This is a genomic window from Chroococcidiopsis thermalis PCC 7203 (assembly GCF_000317125.1).
Classification (GTDB): Bacteria; Cyanobacteriota; Cyanobacteriia; order Cyanobacteriales; family Chroococcidiopsidaceae; genus Chroococcidiopsis; species Chroococcidiopsis thermalis.
On record NC_019695.1, the window covers coordinates 4,249,697 to 4,273,821 of the forward strand.

General features: G+C 44.2%; 21 protein-coding genes and 2 pseudogenes. 10 read left to right on the forward strand and 13 right to left on the reverse strand.

All coding sequences use genetic code 11. From position 1 onward, the window contains the following. Positions 1-26 precede the first annotated feature (26 nt). The 4 genes from CHRO_RS18300 to CHRO_RS18315 all read right to left on the reverse strand — a co-directional run bounded on the left by CHRO_RS18300 (position 27) and on the right by CHRO_RS18315 (position 9,037). Positions 27-3,146: a two-partner secretion domain-containing protein gene (locus CHRO_RS18300; RefSeq protein WP_015155722.1), complete on the reverse strand. Its 3,120-nt coding sequence runs from the start codon at positions 3,144-3,146 to the stop codon at positions 27-29. Between the two features lie 517 nt (positions 3,147-3,663). Then, the gene (locus CHRO_RS18305) at positions 3,664-4,506 is read right to left on the reverse strand and encodes a hypothetical protein (RefSeq protein WP_015155723.1); all 843 of its coding nucleotides are present in this window, start codon (positions 4,504-4,506) and stop codon (positions 3,664-3,666) included. Between the two features lie 110 nt (positions 4,507-4,616). Further along, positions 4,617-7,967 carry a two-partner secretion domain-containing protein gene (locus CHRO_RS29780; protein ID WP_015155724.1) on the reverse strand — a complete coding sequence of 1,117 codons (3,351 nt, stop codon included), beginning with the start codon at positions 7,965-7,967 and terminating at the stop codon, positions 4,617-4,619. Between the two features lie 197 nt (positions 7,968-8,164). Beyond that, positions 8,165-9,037 (reverse strand): hypothetical protein, encoded by an 873-nt coding sequence (locus tag CHRO_RS18315; RefSeq protein WP_015155725.1) that lies wholly within the window; start codon positions 9,035-9,037, stop codon positions 8,165-8,167. On the opposite strand from CHRO_RS18315, the gene CHRO_RS32500 reads away from it, so the two are divergent. Further along, entirely contained in the window at positions 9,024-9,191 is a 168-nt protein-coding gene (locus tag CHRO_RS32500) for a hypothetical protein (protein ID WP_181824195.1), read from the forward strand. The two genes, CHRO_RS18315 and CHRO_RS32500, sit on opposite strands and share 14 nt — an antisense overlap. A 52-nt stretch (positions 9,192-9,243) precedes the next feature. On the opposite strand, the gene CHRO_RS18320 is transcribed toward CHRO_RS32500, so the two are convergent. The 4 genes from CHRO_RS18320 to CHRO_RS18335 all read right to left on the reverse strand — a co-directional run bounded on the left by CHRO_RS18320 (position 9,244) and on the right by CHRO_RS18335 (position 13,915). Next, positions 9,244-10,626 (reverse strand): HlyD family secretion protein, encoded by a 1,383-nt coding sequence (locus tag CHRO_RS18320; protein ID WP_015155726.1) that lies wholly within the window; start codon positions 10,624-10,626, stop codon positions 9,244-9,246. A 7-nt stretch (positions 10,627-10,633) separates the two neighbouring features. Then, positions 10,634-12,856 carry a peptidase domain-containing ABC transporter gene (locus CHRO_RS18325; protein ID WP_015155727.1) on the reverse strand — a complete coding sequence of 741 codons (2,223 nt, stop codon included), beginning with the start codon at positions 12,854-12,856 and terminating at the stop codon, positions 10,634-10,636. A gap of 156 nt (positions 12,857-13,012) precedes the next feature. Then, positions 13,013-13,363, reverse strand: coding sequence for a beta/gamma crystallin-related protein (locus CHRO_RS18330; RefSeq protein WP_015155728.1), 351 nt, complete (start codon positions 13,361-13,363; stop codon positions 13,013-13,015). 192 nt (positions 13,364-13,555) lie between these two features. Further along, positions 13,556-13,915, reverse strand: coding sequence for a hypothetical protein (locus CHRO_RS18335; RefSeq protein ID WP_015155729.1), 360 nt, complete (start codon positions 13,913-13,915; stop codon positions 13,556-13,558). A gap of 618 nt (positions 13,916-14,533) precedes the next feature. Between CHRO_RS18335 and CHRO_RS18340 the strand changes: the two genes are divergently transcribed. From CHRO_RS18340 to CHRO_RS31260, 7 genes and pseudogenes are all read left to right on the forward strand, one after another. Next, complete coding sequence (locus CHRO_RS18340; protein WP_015155730.1) at positions 14,534-15,163, forward strand: helix-turn-helix domain-containing protein; 630 nt, start codon at positions 14,534-14,536, stop codon at positions 15,161-15,163. Between the two features lie 57 nt (positions 15,164-15,220). Beyond that, a pseudogene (locus tag CHRO_RS34835) lies at positions 15,221-15,400 on the forward strand (hypothetical protein); the annotation flags it as partial. 36 nt (positions 15,401-15,436) lie between these two features. Then, the gene (locus CHRO_RS18345; protein ID WP_015155731.1) at positions 15,437-16,228 is read left to right on the forward strand and encodes a peptidylprolyl isomerase; all 792 of its coding nucleotides are present in this window, start codon (positions 15,437-15,439) and stop codon (positions 16,226-16,228) included. Positions 16,229-16,401: 173 nt separating this feature from the next. Beyond that, on the forward strand, positions 16,402-16,629 hold the full coding sequence (locus CHRO_RS18350) for a hypothetical protein (RefSeq protein WP_015155732.1): 228 nt from the start codon (positions 16,402-16,404) through the stop codon (positions 16,627-16,629). Positions 16,630-16,663: 34 nt separating this feature from the next. Next, complete coding sequence (locus CHRO_RS18355; protein WP_051033259.1) at positions 16,664-18,334, forward strand: DUF4158 domain-containing protein; 1,671 nt, start codon at positions 16,664-16,666, stop codon at positions 18,332-18,334. Next, a pseudogene (locus tag CHRO_RS29785) lies at positions 18,321-18,756 on the forward strand (Tn3 family transposase); the annotation flags it as partial. The gene CHRO_RS18355 and the pseudogene CHRO_RS29785, both read left to right, overlap by 14 nt. A 56-nt stretch (positions 18,757-18,812) precedes the next feature. Beyond that, positions 18,813-19,683 (forward strand): IS630 family transposase gene (locus CHRO_RS31260; RefSeq protein WP_425394234.1). Its coding sequence is split into 2 segments (ribosomal slippage): positions 18,813-19,061 and positions 19,063-19,683, totalling 870 coding nucleotides; the frame shifts between segments, so codons are not numbered across the junction. A 187-nt stretch (positions 19,684-19,870) separates the two neighbouring features. On the opposite strand, the gene CHRO_RS18370 is transcribed toward CHRO_RS31260, so the two are convergent. The 3 genes from CHRO_RS18370 to CHRO_RS18375 all read right to left on the reverse strand — a co-directional run bounded on the left by CHRO_RS18370 (position 19,871) and on the right by CHRO_RS18375 (position 21,460). After that, entirely contained in the window at positions 19,871-20,341 is a 471-nt protein-coding gene (locus CHRO_RS18370; RefSeq protein WP_015155735.1) for a hypothetical protein, read from the reverse strand. A 64-nt stretch (positions 20,342-20,405) separates the two neighbouring features. After that, entirely contained in the window at positions 20,406-20,558 is a 153-nt protein-coding gene (locus CHRO_RS32505; RefSeq protein WP_015155736.1) for a hypothetical protein, read from the reverse strand. Positions 20,559-20,650: 92 nt separating this feature from the next. After that, complete coding sequence (locus CHRO_RS18375; RefSeq protein WP_015155737.1) at positions 20,651-21,460, reverse strand: hypothetical protein; 810 nt, start codon at positions 21,458-21,460, stop codon at positions 20,651-20,653. A 511-nt stretch (positions 21,461-21,971) separates the two neighbouring features. On the opposite strand from CHRO_RS18375, the gene CHRO_RS18380 reads away from it, so the two are divergent. Continuing rightward, positions 21,972-22,349, forward strand: coding sequence for an MbcA/ParS/Xre antitoxin family protein (locus tag CHRO_RS18380; protein WP_015155738.1), 378 nt, complete (start codon positions 21,972-21,974; stop codon positions 22,347-22,349). A 59-nt stretch (positions 22,350-22,408) separates the two neighbouring features. Here the strand turns inward: CHRO_RS18380 and CHRO_RS18385 are convergent, their stop codons facing one another. After that, positions 22,409-23,140 carry a DUF4058 family protein gene (locus CHRO_RS18385; RefSeq protein WP_015155739.1) on the reverse strand — a complete coding sequence of 244 codons (732 nt, stop codon included), beginning with the start codon at positions 23,138-23,140 and terminating at the stop codon, positions 22,409-22,411. A gap of 66 nt (positions 23,141-23,206) precedes the next feature. After that, positions 23,207-23,494: a hypothetical protein gene (locus tag CHRO_RS18390; RefSeq protein ID WP_015155740.1), complete on the reverse strand. Its 288-nt coding sequence runs from the start codon at positions 23,492-23,494 to the stop codon at positions 23,207-23,209. 255 nt (positions 23,495-23,749) lie between these two features. Between CHRO_RS18390 and CHRO_RS32510 the strand changes: the two genes are divergently transcribed. Further along, positions 23,750-24,097 carry a hypothetical protein gene (locus CHRO_RS32510; protein WP_146139835.1) on the forward strand — a complete coding sequence of 116 codons (348 nt, stop codon included), beginning with the start codon at positions 23,750-23,752 and terminating at the stop codon, positions 24,095-24,097. Positions 24,098-24,125: the final 28 nt, after the last annotated feature.

Genomic DNA, 24,125 nt, shown 5'->3' on the forward strand with positions numbered 1-24,125 from the left:
GCCACATTTTTCTGCTATCTTCTAATTCAGCTTCTGCAATTAGCTGTGTTCTGCCAGGAATTGTGGGGCGTGACAGTATTTGCATTTGCGGTGAGAATAACTTCGCCATTAGCAGCGATCGCCCAACCTTGAGCTTCTACGATAGGAGTTGGTGTGGGGCTAGTGGGGCTTGTGGAAACTGCTGTAGTAGTGGATTGATTGACTTCTGGAGCGAGAGTCACCAAATCTACCTGTATGGCATCAGTGTTAAGGGCTTCACCTGGATTTTGGGGTAAGCCGCCGCGACCAGTGACCACAAATTCACTTTGTTGTTGACTCCCACCAGGAGTACAAGCTTGCGATACTTGGGTATCGACTGGTACGACTGGCAAGGAAACTAAGCCGCTGTTGGGTTCAATATTAGGTGTATTTAAATCTACAGTGCCACTTAAAGACGGGTTTTGCTGCGAAATTGCTATGATTTCGTTTGTTGGCAGATGACGTGGATCTAAATCGTTAGGACGTAACCTCTCCAGGTCTTTTCGACTAATTGGCGCTATCCCAAAAACGCCAGTAGCATTAATCCTAACTTTCCCACCACTGCCACTAAACGCATTGGCTGTAATGTCACTATTTTCTTCTGGAACAGCTATGATAAATTCGGAATCGAGATCGATATTACCGCCATTTCCACCCTTCTGTGCTGTTCCGGCAGTAGTGGATATCTCACTACCATGACGCATCAGCAATAAGTCTGCAATATCCAGCTTAAGGCTGCCGCCATTTCCAGAGCGGGCTTGTGCTATGACTTTACCTTTGTCAAGCCGTACAGACCTAGCGGTGATGCCGAAGTTGCCTGCCACACCTTCTCCAAAGCTACTAACTGTGGCTTCTGCGCCATCCTGAATCAGCAATTCATCAGTGTTAATCGTCAAAGACCCCGCATTTCCGGTTGCAACTTGGCGAGTAGTAGCAGTTAAGCTGCTGCCAAACTGACCGTCGGTAGATTCACCAATCAATTGCACAAAGTCAGTGGCATTGACAGTTAAATCCCCCCCTTTGCCTGCACCAAAAGTGGTAGAACTGCCCTCTGCCCCATCCCGAACGAGCAACTGACGAGTGTTAATCGTCAAGTTTCCTGCATCTCCGGTTGAGTTTCGGCGAGCTTGAGTATTCAGACCGCTGGGAAGCTGACCATTGGTAGATTCACCAATCAGTTGCACAGAGTCAGTGGCATTGACAGTCAAATCTCCCCCTTTGCCTGCACCAAAAGTGGTAGAACTGCCCTCTGCCCCATCCCGAACGAGCAACTGACGAGTGTTAATCGTCAAGTTTCCTGCATCTCCGGTTGAGTTTCGGCGAGCTTGAGTATTCAGACCGCTGGGAAGCTGACCATTGGTAGATTCACCAATCAGTTGCACAGAGTCAGTGGCATTGACAGTCAAATCTCCCCCTTTGCCTGCACCAAAAGTGGTAGAACTGACATTTGCCCCATCCCGAACGAGCAACTGACGAGTGTTAATCGTCAAGTCTCCTGCATCTCCAGTTGAGTTTAAGTCAGCTTGAGCAGTCAGGCTGCTGGAAAACGGTCCATAGATAGAGGTACCAATCAGTTGCACGGAGTCAGTGGCATTGACAGTTAAATCCGCTGCCTTGCCTGTACCAAAAGTGGCAGAACTGACCACTGCCCCATCCCGAACGAGCAACTGACGAGTGTTAATCGTCAAGTTTCCTGCATCTTTGCTTAAATTTTGAACAGCTTCAGTAAACAAGCCACTGGGAATGGGAATCCGATCTCCAGCGAAGCTACCAATCAGTTGCACAGAGTCAGTGGCATTGACAGTTAAATCCCCTGCCTTACCTGTACCAAAAGTACCAGTACTGATCTGTGCCCCATCCCGAACAAGTAACTGACGAGTATTAATCGTTAAGTTTCCTGCATCTCCAGTTGAGTTTAGGTCAGCTTGAGCAGACAACACGCTGCCAACTCGATCGTTAGCGCGACCAGCCAGTTGCACTGTGTCAGCGATGACCTTTAAATTCCCTGCTTTACCACCACCAAGTGTGGTAGCACCAATCTGTGCCCCACCCTCTACTTTTAACGTACTAGCACTGATACTGACATCGCCTCCCTGTCCATTTGCTTCAGCTAGCACTTGATTAGCAATGGAACTCCTATTGTTAAGATTAATCGCTCCAGTTGCATTAACCGAAATATTTCCCGCCTTACTATTATCAGAACCCAGTCCACTCTCTATGCCTGCATACAGAGAACTCCTTTCTGTCATCTCTAAATTCTGGGCATTAATCGCGATACTACCACCATTACCAGCCCTCACATTTGCCCTAGCACCATTGCTAAGGGAAACGTCACTTTTTTCTACATTATCGGGAAAACTTAAACTCAGATTATTACCATCTCCATTTAATCCAACTGTACCTGTACCTGCTAAACCTCCTAACTCGACTCGCCCACCAAAAGCATATAAACCTCCACCATTCAGATTTAGATCGCTGCCTACAAACAACAAACTCTTGCCATCTGGTACGCGCAAACCCGTTGCTGTAAACTCAGAAGATGGATTTAAGCCGGAGTCAGCAACTGAGTTATTTTTGATAGATGCGGCACGAATTTGATTAAAGAGTAAAGCTGAAGGATTAACCGTTAGCAGGGAAGGATTACTCGGATTCGTTGCACTAAAAAAACCTTGATTGCCAAATCCAATTGCATTAGCTGTTGTCCCAACAAACGATCCCCCGACATCTAAACGGGCATTCGCCCCAAAAATAATTCCATTGGGGTTAATCAGAAACAGGTTGGCATTACCGCCCACTACACCCAGCGTTCCAAAAATATTAGAGGGATTAGCCCCTGTTATCCGACTCAAGATATTCTCTATCCCAGCCGGATTATTGAAATAAGCTGCCCGTCCTTCCTCAACGTTGAATTCCCCAAAACTATGAAAGAGATTAGTGCCTCTGGTTGCGCCACCATTAATAGAATCAACCGCACCTGTTGATGTCACTGTAGAATTTTCACTACCTAGTGTGGTGTCGGGTGTAAGCTGAGCTAAAGTGTTATTTCCACTAAAGGCGATCGCTCCACTAATTACCAACCAACTCGCTAACCCTAATCGACAGCACCAATGTTGACAATATCGAGTCATTCTGAATGTGAGACTCCCTCTAAAAGTAGTAGCTGAGTATGCTACTACTAGTTATCGCTAAATAGTAAACGAGCAGCCAACCATGAAATAGCAAGAGGTTGTGACATAGATATTTCACTGCTCTATTTGCTAGAAAGAACCAATTGATTTAATTGAACAATTGAGTTGCCAGTCATTTTAGTTCTCGCTTTATTTGCTGTCATTATTGAGCAATCATTGAATTTTTAAGCTTGATTCGTGATATAAACGTTTATTTTTTCTATACCTAGAATAATCGATTTACTCTGATTGTATTTACATATGTTAAAAAAATTAATAGTCAACTTTCTAGCTAAATTCATGGACGTGCATTAGCACATTTCAATCATGTAGACTTAATATTTTTTAATAGAAAATTTTCAGTAATTTAGTATACTCGCTGAATTCATTAAATTTACTTACGCAAAGGTATACTATATTTCAGATTAATTTTTTGAAAGATTTTTGCTTAATAAACTCAGTTGATTACGAATCCAATCTAAAATTTAAAAAATAGATGCAGATTTCGTAAATACCTTGACTCATCTAATGTAGCTGGGATACCCAGCTTAAAAGAATGCTGACTCAGCTTTGAACCAATATTAATATTTAGGCTGTTGATGAAGTACCGATCGTATTCTTTAACAACCTGAATTTCGATCTCGGCTCTACTTTTTTCAAATACTACTTCAGTTGTATAGTTTGCAATAATCTTCCAGTACTTAGTTTGGTCTTGTTCGTGATATAAAATTTTCCATAAATTTTTTGGATGTAAGTCTGTTAGCACCCAAAGCCCAACACCGTTTTTCAAGCACCTGCTACTTGCTCGATAGTAAGTCAGTCTTCCAAAAATTTGAGAATGGGAATAAAAGATTTTTTGCAGCTCGTCTTTTCCTAAAGTTTTTAGCAGGTTGAATGAAGCTTTTCGAGTAAATTCGCAAAAATCCCAATCAGAAAAAATTTTAGGAATAACAGTATTTAAATATTCATCTAATTCCCGTTTGGTTTCCTCGAAAATCGTAAGATACTTCGGCAACTTCAGAAAAAGTGCTATAGAGAAGATAGCTACATAAGGAAGAGCTAATCCGTAAAACAATAGTTGAAAAACAAATTTATTTATTGCAGATACTTTTTTGATAAATCGCTGATAGTGACCTTTCCAAAAATAGGAAAAATCTTCGTTACTACTCCTGTAAATAGGGTTATTTTTATAAGAAATTCGAGTGTTGCTGTTTCTACTAAGCTGACCGGAACGGTAAAGAGTTTTTTTGATATTAAATACATTGATAATTAAGAACAAACAACCAGTTAATACTAACAAAATCAAAACAATAAGTTTCATTGCTAGACCTTTTGTAGAATTCTAACTAAACTTTCTTAGCTGTCGAGTCGGATTTTGTAAAGCTCTACTTGCTCGAACTCCCATTTCTATTCAAAAAAAGTATATATAGTTTAAGATGAAGATTTGGTTATGTTACACTCAGGTAGTTTTTGCCAAGAACTATAGGCTGTATGAGTGGAAGAAGAGGCTATAAGTACAACATTGCCTTTTTTGTCAATCGCCCAACTTTGAGCTTCTACGATGGGAGCTGAGGTTAAGCTGGTAGAATTTGTCGAAACAGATGGAGTAGAGGGGCGATCGCCTTGGGGGTTAAGAGTCACCAAGTCTACCTGCACCGCATCAGTGTTGAGAACATCTCCTGGATTTTGAGGCAAGCCACCGCGACCAGTGACAATAAATTCGCTTTGTGCTTGGCTGCTACCTGGAGTACAAGCTTGGGATACTTGGGTATCAACTGGCACGACTGGTAATTCTGATAATCCTTGATTGGGTTCGCCTTCGGGCGTGTCGATTTCTACAGCACCGTCTACGCCAAACTCCGATCTAGCGTTGATGTCACTCGTTGTTGGGGTTGGGCGATCGCGGTACTGAAGCCTAAAAATGCCTTGAGCCGTAATGTTAATATTACCCCCACTGCCCTCAAAGGCATTAGCAATGATGTCGCTATTCTCAGAGGGGATGGCAAGAATAAATGTAGAGTCAATATTGATATTGCCACCATTGGCAGCATTAAGAGCCTCGGCAGATATAAGGCTGTTGTCGCGCATTCGCAGTAAGTCTAACTCTTGCAATGTGATATTCCCACCTTCACCTAGTCCAGTTACCGCTGTGAGTTTTCCTCGGTTTAGGAGAATGGAATTAGCTGTGACATCTAAATTGCCTGCTTGCCCTGATTCACCGCTTACCGTAACTTCCGCTCCATCTAGAACTTGCAACTGCCCAGTATTAATTGTCAAGCTTCCAGCACTTCCGGTAGCCCTAGTTCGAGCAAATAAGCCACTAGCTGGATCATCGGGATCGACTATTTCCGGTCCAAATTCAGTTAGTCGATTGAAGAACGTGGGATCGCTACCAGATAGAGTGATACTGTTTGTAGCATCGACAAAGATGTCACCAGCACTTCCGCTGCTAAAGGCAGTAGTAAGAATTTGTCCGCCATCAATCGCTTTAAGGGTGTTGGCGTTGATGAAGATATTACCGCCATCAGCCGCATTTCTGGTGCGTGCGCTCAAAACCGCTCCATCCACTACACGCAGGGCACTCGTAGTAACTCTAATCTCTCCACCCTGACCGCTGGCTGTTGCCTCGGTACTACTAATTAAACCACTAGAGTATCCACGTTCTAAAATATTTCCAGACAGAGAAGATCCACTTAGCCCCACCCCAGAAAGGGTGACAGAATCTATGGCATTAACCGAGATATTTCCTGCATTTCCTGTACCAAAGGTTTGAGATTGTAATTTAGCCCCATCAATCGCTTTCATCGATCGCGTTTGGACGTTAATATCGCCCCCATTCCCTACACCTCTCTGTCCCACAGCGCTAATTATAAAGCTATTGTCGAGAGAGACGGAATCACTAGCCTGCACAGAAATGCTTCCGGCATCCCCTTGTCCAAGAGTGCTGGAGTTCAGCGTTGCATTATTAATTAAGGAGAGAGATCGCGCTTGAATGTTGATGTTACCTCCTTGGCGATCGCTGCCTGCTGATAGTGCTACAACAGTGTTGATTCCGCTGGGAATACCAGTCCCCTGTCCGTCAAAGGAAACTGCATCGCCAGCATTAATCATTACATCTCCTGCATTCCCTAGCCCAGCGCTTGTAGCCAGTATTGTAGAGCTACCGCTGAAAGAGACAGAATCAGTGGCATTAACTTGAATATTCCCAGCATCCCCTTGTCCAAAAGTGCTGGAGTTCAGCGTTGCATTATTAGTCAGGGAAAGCGATCGCGCCTGAATGTTGATGTTACCACCCTTGCCTTTGCCTTGCGCCCTAAAACCGAGATTAATAAAGACATTACTGAGTGCGCTAGAGCTATCGAAGGAGACTGTATCATCAGCCTTTATGGTGACATTTCCCGCATTTCCTCCTCCAAACGTCAGAGCTTGCAGTCTAGAGCCGCTGCTGAAAGAAACAGAATCGGTAGCATTAACTTGAATGTTTCCAGAATCTCCTTGTCCAAAAGTGCTAGTCGCCAATTGAGCGCCATCAGACAAGGAAAGCGATCGCGTTTGAATGTTAACATCAGCTCCATTCCCCATGCCTGAAGATGCTACGCTGCTCAGTACTCCGCTGTTGACTCCAGAAAAGGAAACTTTATCACTAGCTTGAATCGATACACTTCCGGCGTTTCCTCGTCCATCAGTAGCAGAACCTACCAAAGCATTACCGATAATACTGAGGGAACCCGTTTTAATCTCTATATTTCCTGCACTTCCAGTTGCCCCAGCACTTACTACATTGCTGATTCCGCTAGAGGAATCGGTGGAGCTTGTGCCTGAAATTGCCACTGTATCTGTGGCATCAATTTTAATATTGCCTGCTTGAGTATCAACTGACCCTAAACCTGTCCCGACCCCAGCCACCAGGCTACTTCCTGCCGAAATATCTAGATTCTGAGCAAAGATGGCGATACTACCGCCACCAGTAGCGCTGACATTAACTCTAGCCCTATTGCTAAGAGATACATCTGCTCGCTGTAATTCTGTGGGAAAACTCAATCCTAAGTCACTGCCATTATTGCTTAACCCAACCGCTCCTGTATTTGCCACACCTGCTAATTCAACCTCACCCCCTGGAGCCGAGAGCCGTCCACCTTCTAAGTTGACATCACCACCTACCAATAACAAACTCTTGCCTTGAGGTACTTCTAGTCCCCTTGAGTCTGCTGTAGAGCGATTGACGATCGCCCCAGCGTTAATTTGATTGAAGAAAAACGCATTAGGATTCACATTCAATAACTGGTTTGGCAGAGGTTCTCCTGGGTTGGCACTAAAAGTATCTCCATTAGCTAACCCAATTCCACTAGCTGTTGTCCCGACAAACGATCCGCTGACATCTAAACGGGCATTCGCTCCAAAAATAATTCCATTTGGGTTAATCAAAAACAAGTTAGCATTGCCCCCCGCTACACCAAGCGTCCCTAGAATATTGGAGGGATTACCTCCTGTCACCCTAGTTAGAATATTTTCAATTCCAGCCGGATTATTGAAATAGGCTGCTCGTCCTGACTCTACATTAAATTCTTCAAAACTGTGAAATAAGTTAGCGCCTCTAGTTGCACCGCCATTAATAGAGTCAACCGTTCCTGTTGATGTCACTGTAGAATTTTCATTACCTAGAGTGGTATCGGGCGTAATCTGGGCATAAGCGCAATTTTCCCAAAAAGCTATCGCCCCACTCAGCCCTAGAATAATCGTTCGCCCTAACTTCCAATTCCATCTGCGATCGCTTGTATCCATGCTGGAAACTTGCCTTTTTAAAAAAAGCTATAATAATAAATCTTTTGCAAAAGCCCCTCATAATCTGCGCTTATCTGCGTTTATCTACGTTCTTATCTGCGTTTGAATTTACAAAACACTTACTTTTGCAAGAAGTCTAATCCTTCGGTTTCTGAGAGAGCGATCGCATCCTCAATGCAGTTAAAGTTGTAATCTTGTCATACAAGGGCAACAACTGGTCCAAAAAAATCATTAGGAAGCCCACTTACCTGCCCGAGCGCTTCACTTGAAGCTGCCACTGGAGTCAAAGACGCGACCCCTTCCACAATCCCGATTAAGTCTCCAGAGGCAGTAGAAATGTTTAAATTTCCGTTGACCGTTTGAAAATTATAATCTTGTGTTGAGCCTGGTAAAATAATCGCATCGTCCGGCTTTCCGAAGTTCTGAATTAGAGCATAATCAGTATTGCCCCCACCAACGTAAAATTGTCGAGGTGGAGAGTTTAATACACTTAAGCTGGGCAAGCCAAGGGCGAATCCATCTCGCCCTTCTCCGCCGATTAGGGTATCAACTTCGCCAACTCCAGCAACTGCTGCCGTACCCAGTAAAGTGTCGACGATATCAACTCCTGCGATGGCTCGAATACCTTGACCAAAGCCAGCGATCGTGTCATTCCCACTGGTTCCGGTAAAAGCACTATTGCGGTTCGCCTCAAATTGTCCAAACTGGATATAGTGTTGCAAACCAGAGCTATAGGTTCCAGCATCAACAGCCGCCGCTACATCTGGGTATAGGGCAAGGTAGTTAGTCTCGTTGAAAGCACCAGCCGAACGACGTTCAGCTTCTCCATACTGGATGTAGTGTTGTAACCCCGATTTAAAAGTTCCATTGCTAACAGATGTTGCTACATCAGGGTTAGCGCGTAGATAGAATTGTTCGTCGTAGTAAGGCGAGACTAGCACCCTGCCTTCAGCTAAACCTGTTTGTTGGAAGTGCTGTAATCCTGATGAAAAAGCTCCAGCATCAATAGCAGCTTTTACGTCGGGGTTATTTGCAAGATAATAATTTTCGTCAAAAATGGCAAAACTCATGTTTTTCTCCGAAGAGTTGAGTGATTTTATTTCTCGCGAGAGTATTATAGGGATGAGAGCGAATGAAGTCAAACAACTAAGCATCCCGATCGCCTACTGCTACAACTACTCGGATAAAATTGCTTGGCTCTCTTACGGCTTAAACCAAATTTGAAAAAGAAACCTAAAACATTTCTTCTCATAGGTTTACTAGCTCATTGTTCAAATTACAGCTCTGCCATCAGCCTGGCTTTTCTCAGCAAGAATTTAAGCACAGTCTCTTCTCTAGAAATAATATCGACTGTACCCTCCATTCCCAGTTGAAGCGCACACTGGTGCTTATCCTTACCTAAAGTTAAGCTTTCTGGCTCAATCGATACCTGATAAAAAGAACTCGCAGCAGACGGTTTCCGATCTGCATCTATAGCAGAAGTCGTATTATCGCTATTCCTGTACGGGACAATTGCATCTGGAGAAATTGCTTTAACTTTGCCTTTGAGAGTACCATAATCTGGATAAGGACAAGCAGAAATTCTCATTTGTACGTTTTGTCCTTGTTTCACCTTGTTTTTATCCTGAAGTCCCACCATTGCTTTCACCTCCATAGGAGCATTGCTAGGGGCAATTTGGGCAATCTCCCCTCCAGCAGGCACAGTTTGACCAGGGTTCCGCAAGTTTAGCTTAGAGATAATACCGTCTGCCGTGGCAGTAATTATCGTCTGAGCCAGATCGATATTTACTTGTTGAAATTCACGGGAATCGCGCTCTAGTTGTTTTTGGAGTTCAATTCGTTGTCCGATCAGGGCTTGGCGTTCTTTATCTAACGTAGCAATGGTGGCTTCTCCCGTAGCTTTTTCTTGAGCAATACGTTGGGAGGCGATCGCGGCTTCTGCATTACTAGGATTGAGCGCAGCTCGAACGCGCTGCAATTTGGCTTTAGCTGCTGCAACTGCTGACGAGTGCTGGCGCACAGCTAACTGTGCCTCTTCAAACTGATCTTGAGACAAGGCTCCTTGTTTGGCTACACCTTTGTAGCGGTTGCGCTTTGTTTGGGCTGCTCTTAAACTGGCGATCGCTGCATTGACGTTCGCCTCGGCTTCTTTGACATCAGCAGTGGTAGTCAGAAGTTTGTCTCGATAGTCTCGGCTGCGATACGAGAGTTCAAATTCAGCAGCAGCAACAACGCGATCGATTCGGTCAGTTTCGGCTCCAATCTGGCGAGCGATCGCGCTAATTTGGGCATCAATCTGAATCAGTTGCAATCGGTTCTGTCCTATGTTACTTTGCAGTTGGCTCTTTTTGGTTTGCAACTTCGAGTTATCAATAGTAGCAATAACATCCCCTTGTTTCACAACTTGATTTTCTGCAACAAAAACGCGCATCACCTGACCTTCTGTTGCAGCTTGAACCAGTCGCAATTCACCAGTCGGACGGACGGTAGCCTGTCCTTTGACTGTCACCTTATATTTAGTCACAGAGGCAAGCGGGAGAGCTAACCCCACAGCAGTAACGGCGATCGTTGCGCCTATAGTAGTCCAACGACCGAGTGGTGGAAGGAAATCGTTGTCTTGAATTTGGGGCAGATAGTCCCCGTTGGAGTGGCTGAGCATGATAGTTTTATTTGCCGATCTCAGAGAATTTGCCGTTAGAGTGAGAATTGGAGGATTGCAGCACTAAACTATTTGTTAATGGTTCAATGGTGTCTAGAAAATCTAAGTGGTCGCCAGCAATGGAGCGCAGAGTATCTGGAGTTCCTTGGATTTTCAAACGTCCTGATTCTAGCAGTACAATCCAATCGGCTCGCTGGATAACTTTGGGGCGATGGCTAATTAAAATTGTGGTTTTACCTCGGCGGTGGGAAAGCAGTCTTTCTAGCACTTGGGCTTCACTTACTGGGTCGAGAGCACCAGTAGATTCATCTAAAATCAGTACGGGTGGATCGGTGATAATGGCTCTGGCGATCGCCAATCTCTGCTTTTGACCGCCAGAGAGATTTGCCCCAAATTCTCCTAAAATCGTTTGATATTTATCCGGTAGTTTACTAATAAACTCGTCTGCACCAGCAATTTCACAAGCCTGCACAATTTGTTCAAACTCAATTTGAGGATAGCCGAAACGGAAGTTATCAACAATTGAACGACTCCAAAAGTGGGGTTCTTGAGGTACTAACACCACCTGTTGCCGCAGACATTCTAGCGAAAGGTCTTGCTGATTATAAATGCCATAGCGGATATTGCCAGACTGGAGGAAATATAAACCAGCAATCAGCTTGGCTAAGGTACTTTTACCACAACCGGATTTACCAATTAAGGCAATGGTTTGACCGCCAGGGATAGTTAGGGAAAAATCTTGCAGCAGGTCAACTCTACCTGCATGGTGGAAATTAAGGTTGGTGCAAGTAATGTCTGCATTGCCCTTAATTTCTGCCCAAGGCTTTTTGAAATCTTTTTCGTCTTCTGGAGTAGCATCAATCACTTCTGTTAGCCGTTGGATGACAATCTGAGCGGTGATGAATTCATCAACTAAACCAATTGCTGAACCCAAAAAACCGAGAAAGTTGCCACTCATGCCGCTAAAGGCAAGTAACTGACCGATACTTAAGGTGCGATTAATCACTAGATATGAGCCTAACCACAGCAAGGCAATACTAGTGAAAGTGGAAATAATACTGGTAATTGTGCCGCTATACAGCCCCAACTTCATCGTACTCCAGCCTAAGTTAGCAAGGCGACCATAATTCGTCTGATACTCTTGCCAAGCTTGGGGTGTGGCTTGCGTGGTTTTTAGCACCTGAACGCCGCGAAAAGTTTCGACGAGAAAGCCTTGGTTTTCTGTACCTAAGACGATTTGATTGCGGGTTTTCTGTCGCAAGGCGGGCAGAAACAGCAGGTTGATGAGGGTGACAATAATAAAAGCGGCGATAGAAGCTAGAGTTAGTCCCCAACTGTAAAACAGCATAAAGCCCAAGGAAACCAAGGCAATAAAAAATTGGCTGGGTAAACCCAGGACAACTTCGGAAACTAGCTCATTGATGCGATCCACATCGGCAATGCGGCTGACAACTTCTCCACTACGTCGTCCTTCAAAGTAACTGAGGGGCAAGCGTAACAGTTGTCGTCCGTATTCTAGGATCAATCCTAATTGCAACCTTTGTCCGAAGTGACCGATCAAATGAGACTGTACCAAACCGATCGCGCTGCTAAATAAACTCATGGCGATCGCCCCAATTGCCACGACGGTTAGCAGTTGGGTATCTCCCCGTACTAATACGTCATCGGTGAGTAGTTGCATCATCAAGGGAGAGACAAGCGAGAGCAGTCCGATCGCAATATTGATCGCGATCGCCTGAGCGATAATAGCGCGATAAGGTAAAACTCGCTTGAGATAACCTCCAAAGCCCCCAACTTTGTCTTCGGGTTGCTGATAAAACCGACTTTCATCTGGCTCTAGCAGCAGCATCACACCACTACCCCAACCTTCGAGCAATTCCTTACGGGTGAGGTAGCGGATACCGACTCCAGGATCGGCAATGACATATTTTTTCCCTTTTTGCCCGTACAGAACTACCCAGTGGTAGCCTTTCCAATGAATGATGGCGGGTAGAGGGGCTTTATGCAAAGAGTCGAGTATTTGAGGAGACGCTTTAACTTTTCGTGTATTAAATCCAAGAACTTCGGCTCCTCGATAAAGTCCTAGTAAGGTTGTTCCTCGCGACCCTGTGCCAACCGCTTCCCGAATGCGACCGATCGCAAAGGTACGCCCGTAGTGTTTGGCGATCGTCGCTAGACAAGCTGCGCCACAGTCTTCTTCGCTATGTTGGAGTATACTTTGATATCGCATCTTCAAGACCTACACCAACTAATAATTCGCTATTTGGACAGAGTATGAATCGTTCTATTGCTAGCTAAAAAATAGGGGCAAAAGCAAAATATGTCTCGCCCCTACCAGCTAAGAGCAGAACCCAAAGCTCATTCAGTGTATATACTTAGCTCAGAGTTAACCTACTTTCTGGAAAGATGAGATTTGGTTATTGAGAGCATTCCCTCGAAGATGCCATGTTCCCTTTCCAAGGGTAAGTTCATAACCAGGCTTACCCTGATTAAAGTTAGGATGTTCGTAGAATCTCCACTGACCACCTTTGATTTTTATCGAGCTAATCTTATTGTCTGCAATCAGATTGGCTTTGCCGCCCTTATTGAACGAGCCTAGCAAACCAGTCTTTGCATCATAGTCATCAAACAGTTGCAAGTTGTATCCACCTTGAATAGCAGCAGAAGTCTCGTTGTCAAGTTCCTGAACGGCAAGAGTTGTATCAAGTTGATTGAAGTATTCTTTGGTGTTTAACATTGTCGTTTCTCTCCTTAGAAAAGGTGATTTTTTTGTTGTTTTGAATTGCTACTTCTTACTCAGAGAGTTATGTCTGTGTTTTCCACAGGATGTTGGCTCTTGTAATACTTCTTCACAATTCTGATAGCAGAGGTGCGTCCCTGGTACTTAGCAACTTTAGCGATGCAGACAGCACCTCTTGAGATTTACCTATTAGGCTGTGCGATAGAGATTGATATCCCCTGTATAAGGAGTTCTGGTGTCTGGTCGAAATGTATACTGACGATTATTGGACAAATTGTATCTGCGTAATTGAACTCCTGGGCGACGAACATCAAAGTCAAATTCAATTATTCCTCCTCGTGTAGTAGTCCATCTTACTTCCGAATTAGGGTTCTGGTTGGGTGTTCTTAGTCCATCAACTGCGTAAGGTATCCGAGCATTCGTCCGGTTAAAAACAGTAAATCTCTCTACTGCGCCTCCACTAACTGTTTCAGCATCTTTTTCGTTGAAATCGACAAATAGGTCTTGATTAGCAGAAGTGCTTCCGAGCATTTTGTCAATAGTCAACATGGTTTTTCTCCTAATGTTAAAGTGAATCAAAGTGCCTAAAACTGATTGATAGTTTCAGGTTGGGCATTGCCAAGTTAGAGAATCATCGAGTTTGCTTTCAAGAAATTTTGCTGCTGTCGATCGCCAAATTAATTGTTACCGACAACAAATAATTTCTCAGTTAAACAATCTAGTCTTTTCCTGAGATTAACTGTGTAGTTGCTAACCTCAATAATTTAATATTCTGAGATTTAATCTATAAAATCAATAGGTTTAAAGGACTTTTCTACGCATAAATAAAGGACTTATGTTTTTATTATTCTATATTCCATAAATTAAACTAAAATCTACTTATATCTTGTAATTCAAACAGTTTTGAAGCTCTAAAATATTCTGATTCATGCACCTTGACATGAAAGCTGTAATTCCAATTTCACAGTTATGCTTCCTCACTGCTTCTAACTTGCTGCAATGGCAATGCCTAAAGAGAGCTACTTCTATACCATTTACAGAATTGATGTAAAAGTTTGTAACGAACTGTATAATTCCAGGACTTTTGAGCCTGAGAAGCAACTGGAAGTTCGCAAGTTTTAGCAATCAAACTCAAATTCTCAGTCTCATCAAGAGGTACTAAAAGCCATGCAGGAAAAGACTCCAGAGCAATACAAATCCTACAGAGCTACTGAAGTATCACAAGAAGGAATCGCAGTGGAAAAGCAAGGTCGGTGCTTAACACCTTTTCAGCGCAGGCATCTACTCAAGAGCCTACAATCCGATTTACGCCCAGAATACCGTCGCCGCATTGAAATTATGTTGCTTGCAGATGCTGGTCAATCTCAAGCACAAATCTGTAAAGCCTTGGGGTGTTCTCAGGAAATGGCACGCCATTGGATTGTAATGGCACAGACAGGAAATGCCCACCATTGGAGCGATCGCCCGATGGGACGACCTAAAACTGTGAACGAGCAATATCTCAATCGCTTAAAAGAACTGGTAAGCTATAGCCCGCGTGAATATGGCTATTCATTTCAACGCTGGACAGCGCAGTGGTTAAGTAAGCATCTAGCAAAAGAACTGGGGATTGAAGTTAGCCCTCAGCACATCAACCGTCTGCTTAAGGAAATGGGACTTTCGACTCGGCAGAAATGCGATCGTGCAATAACAACAACTGACAGTCCTAACGATTCCAGCATTACTATTAACGATCTGCAATCTGCCAGTGAGTTTAGTTTTATATTGCCATTCAGTCTGCTCATTACCAGTAAATAGTTTTCGACTTGTAGAAATGCCTGTATTGTCCAAAGCAGGGTAGAAACTTTTGAGAAGGTAAAAACTTTTGAGCTGGAAATTGCGTTACAGCAGACTTATATTCCAATTCAAAACAAACGAGTTGTCCTCACACCAGGTCAAACAGCAACTGCCGAGGTTATTGTCCGGCAGCGCCGCTTGATTGATTTCATTCTCGCTCCGTTTAAGAATTTGCAACAAGGCAGTATAGAACTTTAAGCGATCGCTATCACCTTAATTACTAGGAGTTGTACTATGTCAAAAGTTGTGACTATTTGCCGAGAAGAAATTATTCAGCAAATCAAGCTTTCCTGTCAAGTCCCTTCTGTTGTCGAAGGTATTCTGACTCGTAAAATTATTGCGCGTGCAGTAGAAGAACAAGGCATAAAAGTAGAGCCGGAAGAACTACAGCAAGCAGCAGACAACTTACGAATGCTAAGCAATCTTCGCAGTACTGACGCTACTTGGTTATGGCTACAAAAGCATAACCTTTCTTTAGATGAATTTGAAGAGTTGGTTGAAGTAAGCGTCGCTTCCTCAAAGTTAGCTCAACATCTTTTTGCCGATAAAGTCGAACCCTTTTTTGTCGAGCATCAACTTGAGTATAACCAGGTAGTCATGTATGAAGTAGTCTTAGATGAGGAAGATCTAGCTTTGGAACTCTTCTATGCCCTACAAGAGGGAGAAATTAACTTTCATGAAGTTGCTCGTCAATATATTCAAGATCCAGAACTACGTCGAAGAGGAGGGTATTTAGGAGCTTTGCCTCGCACAAAGCTAAAACCAGAAATTTCTGCTGCTGTTTTTGCAGTCGAGCCGCCTCAAATTATTAAACCAGTTCTGACATCTTCAGGAGCGCACCTAATTTTAGTTGAAGAACTGATTCAACCAGAATTGGACAATACGCTGCGCCGAGAAATCATCTCGAACTTGTTTTCTGAATGGCTAAAGCAACAAGTAGAAACATTTGAAGTCGAGATTGACTTGAGAGCGAATAGCGTGCAAGCTCTGAATTCAGAATCTCGCTTGTTAGTAGCATCTAGTTAAAGTTGAATCCACTCATTCTGACAAAGTAGATTTTGTCAGTGTTGGCTTGTACGAGTGCAGAGTATCGCCACTACTCTGCACTCCCGCAAAGAATCGGCAGCCCTAACTCTACTTTGGTTGCTGGAAAGTATTGCTCTCACGTCGCCCTTGTCTTACCATGTATATACTAGGTTATGGCGGAGAATATGGATCGGTATTCTGGAACTAAACAAAAGTCACCGCGACGGCTGCACACAGCGGCAGGAAAGTTTGCACCTGACTACCAGGAAGAACCAAAACGTTTGCGGACGATGAGACTAACTGATACAGCTTGGGCAAAGCTAGCTCAAATAGCGGATAGAAACCAGATCACTCGCTCTGAAGTCATCGAGATTTTTGCTCGTGACGGCGAGTTGTATTAAGCGACTTGAGGTTATTTTTTGAAACTTTTCTTGCGTGCCAGTTGAATTTCTCACAGCCCAGCATCGAGCTAGTTATGGGCGTTATACCCAAGACCCAACTTCAGCTCAATTAGCCCGCTATTTCCATTTGGACGATACCGACAAAGCCTTCATCTACAAACGGCGTGGCAACCACAATCGCTTGGGTTTTGCCTTACAGCTATCCACAGTGCGGTTTTTAGGAACATTCTTGAGCGATCCGACGGATGTACCTGCCTCTGTTATGAGTTATGTTGCCTCTCAACTAAGTATTAGCGATTTTCAGGTGTTAGCACGCTATCGCACTGGAGAGAGTCGGTGGGATCATACATCCGAAATCCGTGCTGCTTACGGATACCGCGATTTCAACAGCCAACCAGAACATTGGCGGTTGGTGCGCTGGCTTTACAGTCGTGCTTGGTTAAGTGACGAGCGCCCGAGTATTTTGTTTGACTTGGCAACAGCGCGTTTGGTAAAACGAAAAATCCTCTTGCCAGGAGTGACGGTACTCGAACGATTAGTCGCCAGCGTGCGCAAGCGGGTGCAAGAAAGATTGTGGAGAGTCTTGGCTCGACTACCCAGTACTGCTTGCCAAAGGCGGTTAGAAGATTTGCTGGTTTGTGTGGCACAAGGTCGTGTATCTGCTCTAGAACGGCTACGTCAACCTCCTACTCGTACTAGCGCTCCTGCTTTAGTGGCTACTTTAGAGCGGCTGGTGGAGATTCATTCTTTGGGGGTGAATCAGATAAATTTGTCTTTTGTCCCACCCAATCGACTCTCAGCCTTGGCACGTTATGCCAATACTGCTTGGGCACAAACTTTGCTGCGGATGCCTAAAACTCGCCGCCTAGCAACGTTGCTTGCCTTCGTTCATGTTTTAGAATTTACTGTCACTGACGATGCGCTATCCTTGCTAGAGTTACTGGTCGGCGAGCTGCTAAGCACTACCGGTCGTCAAGCAGAGAAGCATCGCTTGCGGACGATTAAAGACTTAGATGCCGCTGCATTGCAACTGTGTAAAGCTTGTGCTGTGTTGTTAGATCCTGCGACTGAAGATGTAGCAGTTCGAGCCACTGTCTTTACCCAAGTTTCCCCAACCCAATTGACTACCGCGCTTAACTCTGTCATCGCCATCGCCCGACCGCCAGACGACAATTATTATGACTTAATGCTATCCCGATGGCGACACGTCCGGTTATTCTTCCCCAAGTTATTGCAGACGATTGATTTTGAAGCAACTGCACTAGGAGTAGAAATCCTCCAAGCACTGCAATTTCTCAAATCTCAACACGAACAAAGAAAACCTGACATGAGTGCCGCTCCTTTGGGAACGATCGGCAAGAGTTGGGCAAAGCTAGTATTTGCTAAGGATGGGACTTGCGATCGCAAAGCTTACACTTTCTGTATGTTAGAAAACCTGCGCGCTGCTTTGCGCCGTCGCGATCTATTCGTCAGTCGCTCTTGGCGCTGGGGCGACCCTCGGCTCAAACTGCTGCAAGGAGATGCTTGGGCTGCGGCTCGTGCCAATGTCTGCCGCACTCTTAACCTGCAACCGACTCCAGAAGAAGAACTCAAAGCTTTGACACAGCAGTTAGATGAAGCCTACCGTCGTACTGCTAGTTCGTTTCCTACTAATGTGGCTGTACGGATCGAAATCGAACAGGGCCGTCCCACTCTTTCTCCTTGAGGGGTTGCTCGATCGGACAACCAGCTTGCAGCCCAAAGAAGTTATGACTGACACGGCGGGTTACAGCGATCTTGTCTTCGGGCTATTTTGGCTATTAGGTTATCAGTTCAGCCCTAGATTAGCAGATTTGGGCGAAGCTCGCTTCTGGCGGATCGATCCCCAAGCGGATTATGGGGTACTGAATGGATTGGCGCGACAGCGGGTAAATACTGCTTTAATCGCTCGTAGCTGGGACGATCTATTACGGGTAGCAGGGTCTTTAAAGTTGGGAACGGTTAGCGCTTCTGAGTTGATGCGGACTTTGATTAGGCGGTAAAAATCCTACCACTTTATCTAAAGCAATTACCGAGCTAGGGAGAATAGTCAAAACTTTATACCTGCTAGCTTACATCGACGATGAAACATATCGCCGCCGCATCTTATAGCACTCGAAGTATAAGTTAGGACATAATAGAGTCGGAGTGAATCGGAGCAAAAAATGCCAGCCCCCTACAGCTATGACTTGAGAAGAAAAGTCATTGAGGCAATAGATAGTGGCATAGGAAAAACCCAAGCTAGTAAAATCTTTAAAATTAGTCGTAATACCATCAATTTGTGGCTGCACAAAAGAGAAGAAACAGGAGATGATCGAGCGCCTGTGGGATACCAGCGAGGCTATGGGGCGAAAATTACCAATCTAGAAGACTTTAAAGAGTTTGCTCGAAAACATGGAAGTCAGACTCACGCATGAAATGGCTCAGGCGTGGCACTTAGAAATCAGTGACAGAACTATTGGTAAAGCTCTAAAGAAAATTGGATTTACTAGAAAAAAAACTTACGGGTATCGAGAAAGAGATGAAGAAAAAAGACAAGAATTTATCGAAAAAATTGAGCGAAAGAAACCAGAGGAGCGAGTATATATAGATGAGTCAGGGATAGATAATCGAGATGACTACAGCTACGGCTGGAATGAAAAAGGACAAAGACTTTATGACTTAAAATCGGGAAAAAGAAGCATTAGAGTCAGTATTATTAGTGGTTTATGTCAAGGAAAACTGTTAGCTCCGTTCACCTTTGAAGGAGCTTGTAATCGGTTAGTTTTTGAGCAGTGGTTATCCGAAAAACTACTGCCACACTTAAAACCAGGACAGACTGTAATTTTAGACAATGCAACTTTTCATAAATCCGAGAAAATTCGAGAATTAATCAAATCGGCACAATGTGAAATCCAATACTTACCACCATTATCTCCAGGTTTAAATGAGATTGAGCATTACTTGTTTCCGATTAAAAATCGAGTCAGAAAGTCTCAAGGAACTATTGAAGACTTTCGCGAACGAGTAGATACATCTGTCAGTTTAGCGTCCTAATCTATACTTTGAATGCTATAATTATCCTTTGCATAATCAAATTTCTTGTAAATATTTTCAACAATTACGGGAGCAATTAATATTTGCAATTAATTCTTTCGATTGAAAAAACTAGCTTTATTGGAGTGATTTTCTGAACTTTGCTACTGGAACAAAAGTAGGCGATCGCATCTCTCAAATGCCTATTTTACGATTCAATTGTTATCTGCTCAATTTGATGCATTTTTTCCTTAAACGCACTTCGGTAAGCGATGAGGAGACGCTCTGGTAAACAGATGCTAACTAATTTGGCTCGCAAAACATCCCGATACCAATCAATCCCCAGTTCCAAACCAATACCTGCTTTATGAGCTGGTTCGTAGCCATTGCTATTTTCAGTCCATGTTTTAGCCCAATACTCTACTACTTCTTGAGCTTTATCCAATTCATTGCACTCGAAATGTCCTGGCTGGTCTGCGCTGAAGAGAGCTTCCCCACTGCTATAGTCAAGCATATGTTCAAAGGGGTCGTACCACAAGCCTAGTAGATGCCCTGCAAATGCTTTGGCTTCCCACCCTAATTCACTCATTAACTCCAAGTAACTTGGAGTGAAATGAATTTGGTCATTTTCGTCTAATTCTGCAATCTGCACCCATTTTTCATTACGACTAACTGGCATGGCTTTATTCTTGGATTATAGGGAACCCGCCTCTGCATTAACCGATCGTTGTCTATCCGCGCTGCTAATTTAACTGTTGCAGAGCGTTTTCACTCATGGCTTTGGGGTGTTTACGTTCAAGAGCGCTAGTGAATCCCCAATCAACCTCGATCGCACCGTTTAATAACTTCACCACGCTACCAGAATCTAGTTCGCTTGTGTAGTATAAATGTAACATAATTACTGCTGTCGATCGTCGTCATCCTCCATTGAATTGAGCAGATGTAACGCGATTCGGGCAGGAGTTTTCGCCTACGCCAGCACTCATACCTAATCCCACCAATAAATCACAACGGGGGGCGGATCGTCGCAACCACCATATCCAATAAACTTAGAGGCGCGATCGCGATCCATCACTTGAACGTCATCCGCTAGCCACGTATTCCCCAAGTCAACCAGGGGATACACGCAATCGTCGTCTTGGCTCCACACGTAAAGCGTATCTGCGTGCCACCGAGAGCCTAAATCTCTCAGTGCAAAGCCCAAATTGCTGTAAAGCCGACCGCTTGCTTCACTCTCGCCAATCAGTGGCAGCATCATAAAATTTAGCCAGAGGTGTTGATTCTGGTACAGGTCTTCTAAAATTGGTTCTGGGTTGAAATTGTTCCAGCGTCCGCCAGTCAGCATCAACGCTTCCATCAATTGCTGTGGCGTGCATTGACCGACCTCAAGCGATAGATCGAGTCTCTTCTTAGGTTCATCTTGACGAGGCGATCGCCCCCAAACCGCTCTTCGCTCTTTTAACGTCTGGCGGCGCTGGTCGCGGGGTTGCGCTTCAAAGATCCACGCACCTCGCGAGTAAGTTGTAGGAGTGCCAACGGTAGGTAATGGTGCTGGAATTTCCCTAAATCCTGTTAATAGTCTTTGATATCCGTCTACTTCATCGAATGCCGTCCAGTCCGAGCGCCACACGCACTCTAAAACAAAGCCTGCCGTCACGCAAGGATGGCGATCGCCATCCATTAAGATAATTGCCCAGCGATCGCTATCGTTAAAATGCGATAGCCATTGTGAGGCTGCTTCCCACTTGCCAAGCGGAGCGCCATCTTTAAGTTGCATTCTTTCCCAAGAGCTGAACATGGTGGGTTAGCGGTCAACTTGTTTAGTAAATTTGTACCATACAAGCGAGAAAGTTAAAAGGCGCAGATGCGTATCTGCCGCTGTTAGCTAGCAACACCATTTACTGAGATTACTAACAAGGCGATCGCTTTCCAGCAGAAATAGACTTGTCTAAAGATTTTGCCTTGACTGAATTTGAAATTGCAACAGAAATCGTCAGCTTGGTTGCGCTCCAAATGCACGATGAAATTTTTCGGTAACAAACCTTATACTGCACTGCCAATGCTACTGCTATACTTCGTTGCAATCTACCTGCGAAAATCCTCTCATCACCAATGCATTTCAGGGTATATGTCGAGTGCTGCATTCAGGATGTAGCTGCGTTTGTACTCCATACTAATAGCGATCGGTACGACACACCAATTCATCAAAAGCAGGCAGTACTAAAATCGCGACAAAAATAATGACATATTTATTGACAATAAAACTGACAATAAATTAGGCTATAAGAAGAGTAAAAGTGTATTTATCTATGAATGCTCTGCCATTGTTAGCTAAAGAACCTGCCCTACCAATTTTTACTGGTGGTAGTATCAGCTTAAAAAAATTGGCTGAGTTTATGGGAGTCGATCGCTCAGTCCTTGCCAAGATTATTCAAAGAGACGTGCGAACTGTTGAGCGAGATATCGCTTCCCAAAGCGTAGGCAAGCGCCTCCAACCGCTTGTCTACGCTCTCAAAATGTTATTTGAGCTAACCAACGGCGATCGAGATGAAATCCAACGATGGTTGCGCGAACCTTTAATTGAATGGCGTGGATTGTCTCCTTTGGATTGTTTGACGGCTGACAAGATTGATGCTGTAGTCAACTTAGTTGAGCGGATCTACCATGCTGATTCGGCAGGATACTAGGTGTAGCTTTGATTCAAATGATTCAACTACTCTCACTTGGGCTGTATCGCAGTGATGTTTCATGCGCTGTTAAAGCCGATCCGTTGTTCGCGACAAGTCCGTTGGTAAGTGGCATCTAGATCGACAGGCAGGCAAAGCTCTCCAGGCAACCATAGCGGCAAGATTGGTAATTGGGTTCCCAAGCTCAGTGTTTCTTGCCACATATCTAAATTGAACTGCTTAGTTCGCTCGACAACGCGATAGGCAACTGCATAAAGGTCTGCATCGAATTGATTCAGGTTTGCCACACCAAGCTGCTGCATCAAAGCAGCGTGCAAATTAGCATTGCGACTGGTAACAACATCCACGACTACTAACCCAATTCCTAGATTTAAGTATGTTTGGCATTTAGCAACAAAAGCATCTCGATGATTGGTACGATCCTTATTGGCAGGACTGACTAACTCGATGGCTCCAGCTAAGGTAGGTCCCGCTTCACTGCTGAAAATGCTAATTTCGACTGTCTCGCGGGTGGGTTGAAAGGGAATGGTTTGGGTGGGGGGTACTGGTTGCCAATCCGCAGCAGTCAAGGGCAGCGCAATTACCGTACCGCTTACATCGTCAGCTAGAGTGCTTTCTTCAAAGGCGGCAACATCAATTTCAATCCCAAACTGCACGTTTGGTTCGGCAAAGTAGCCTAGAGGCAAGCGCTGGTTGAGATCCGACGCGATGTATGTTGCCCATGCGTTGTGAAAGGCGTGCCAGTGGCGGCGCACGCTTAGAGGCGGGTGAAAGTGATCTAGTAAGACCATCGCCGTCGATCGCAGTAGGCTTGACTGTATACTCTACATTCGTATCTATATATTACTTTTATTAGATTACGGACGGCGGCAGGAAATTGGACTAACACCAGGTGGGAAACCGCTACTAGGAGGAAATAAGGGAAAGCAATCTATGCGTGATGTAGGTAAGAGATCAAACTCTCTGATTCTTTGCTGATATTTCTTTTGATTGAGATTTAGCTGCTGTTCTTGCAACTTACGCTTATTCTGCTGTTGCCCACCTGGAAGATTGAGTTGTCGATCGGAGTTTGGCAAACTCAACAAGGAAGCAGGCAGTTTAGTAGGAATGGTATTGATTTGAGCAATCAGAATTAGGTGTAGCATAACGATACTTCCGTGCGGAAAACACTTTTATATGCAATCTTGCTACCTAAGCTTTTCTTCTAGCCAACGCTCCTGCTGTTGCCGCAAAAATTGTTGTTTGTGCAAAAGCTCTCGCTCGGTACGTAAACTGGGGGGTGATGAATCGCGTATTCTGTTGCAGATATTTGATTTCAGTTTCTAATCGCTCTCGTCCTTTTTCAAGGAAACGCTGTGAGCTTCTAGGGTAAGAAAGAGCATTTACAGCTTCCCGTAAAGTTGGATGAGCATTGGCAGAAGAAATACCAATATCAAACAAAGACTCCGCGCTATATAGAGTGTCAGAAAGATGGTCCGATCATCCATTCTAGTCAAAAATTTGTATCAAAGCAGGAAATTGGTATATCTAACTCGGTACTAGAAAAATTACTGGTTGAGATGAGCGAACGTCGCGATCGCGAATATTTAATTGTTGCTGTTCGTCCTGATGGAATAGACGTTTTTAAAGAAGTTCGTCGTTTAGTCGAACAAAAAAATATTGATATTGGTTTTGAACCTATTGATGAAGGTTGGCGGCTCAAATTAAAAGATTTACCCTCAAGAATGTCAAATGAGACGCCGATATAAACTACCTGTAGCTCCAAGTCAAAACCTA

Coding starts and splice junctions, on each gene's coding strand:
- CHRO_RS18390 (WP_015155740.1), bottom strand. CDS start 23,494: ATGCTACACCTAATTCTGATTGCTCAAATCAATACCATTCCTACTAAA.
- CHRO_RS18300 (WP_015155722.1), bottom strand. CDS start 3,146: ATGACTCGATATTGTCAACATTGGTGCTGTCGATTAGGGTTAGCGAGT.
- CHRO_RS18320 (WP_015155726.1), bottom strand. CDS start 10,626: ATGCTCAGCCACTCCAACGGGGACTATCTGCCCCAAATTCAAGACAAC.
- CHRO_RS18315 (WP_015155725.1), bottom strand. CDS start 9,037: ATGAGTTTTGCCATTTTTGACGAAAATTATTATCTTGCAAATAACCCC.
- CHRO_RS18380 (WP_015155738.1), top strand. CDS start 21,972: ATGAATGCTCTGCCATTGTTAGCTAAAGAACCTGCCCTACCAATTTTT.
- CHRO_RS18330 (WP_015155728.1), bottom strand. CDS start 13,363: ATGTTAAACACCAAAGAATACTTCAATCAACTTGATACAACTCTTGCC.
- CHRO_RS18350 (WP_015155732.1), top strand. CDS start 16,402: ATGGCGGAGAATATGGATCGGTATTCTGGAACTAAACAAAAGTCACCG.
- CHRO_RS18325 (WP_015155727.1), bottom strand. CDS start 12,856: ATGCGATATCAAAGTATACTCCAACATAGCGAAGAAGACTGTGGCGCA.
- CHRO_RS18385 (WP_015155739.1), bottom strand. CDS start 23,140: ATGGTCTTACTAGATCACTTTCACCCGCCTCTAAGCGTGCGCCGCCAC.
- CHRO_RS18375 (WP_015155737.1), bottom strand. CDS start 21,460: ATGTTCAGCTCTTGGGAAAGAATGCAACTTAAAGATGGCGCTCCGCTT.
- CHRO_RS18305 (WP_015155723.1), bottom strand. CDS start 4,506: ATGAAACTTATTGTTTTGATTTTGTTAGTATTAACTGGTTGTTTGTTC.
- CHRO_RS32505 (WP_015155736.1), bottom strand. CDS start 20,558: ATGTTACATTTATACTACACAAGCGAACTAGATTCTGGTAGCGTGGTG.
- CHRO_RS18370 (WP_015155735.1), bottom strand. CDS start 20,341: ATGCCAGTTAGTCGTAATGAAAAATGGGTGCAGATTGCAGAATTAGAC.
- CHRO_RS18335 (WP_015155729.1), bottom strand. CDS start 13,915: ATGTTGACTATTGACAAAATGCTCGGAAGCACTTCTGCTAATCAAGAC.
- CHRO_RS18340 (WP_015155730.1), top strand. CDS start 14,534: ATGCAGGAAAAGACTCCAGAGCAATACAAATCCTACAGAGCTACTGAA.
- CHRO_RS32500 (WP_181824195.1), top strand. CDS start 9,024: ATGGCAAAACTCATGTTTTTCTCCGAAGAGTTGAGTGATTTTATTTCT.
- CHRO_RS18345 (WP_015155731.1), top strand. CDS start 15,437: ATGTCAAAAGTTGTGACTATTTGCCGAGAAGAAATTATTCAGCAAATC.
- CHRO_RS29780 (WP_015155724.1), bottom strand. CDS start 7,967: ATGGATACAAGCGATCGCAGATGGAATTGGAAGTTAGGGCGAACGATT.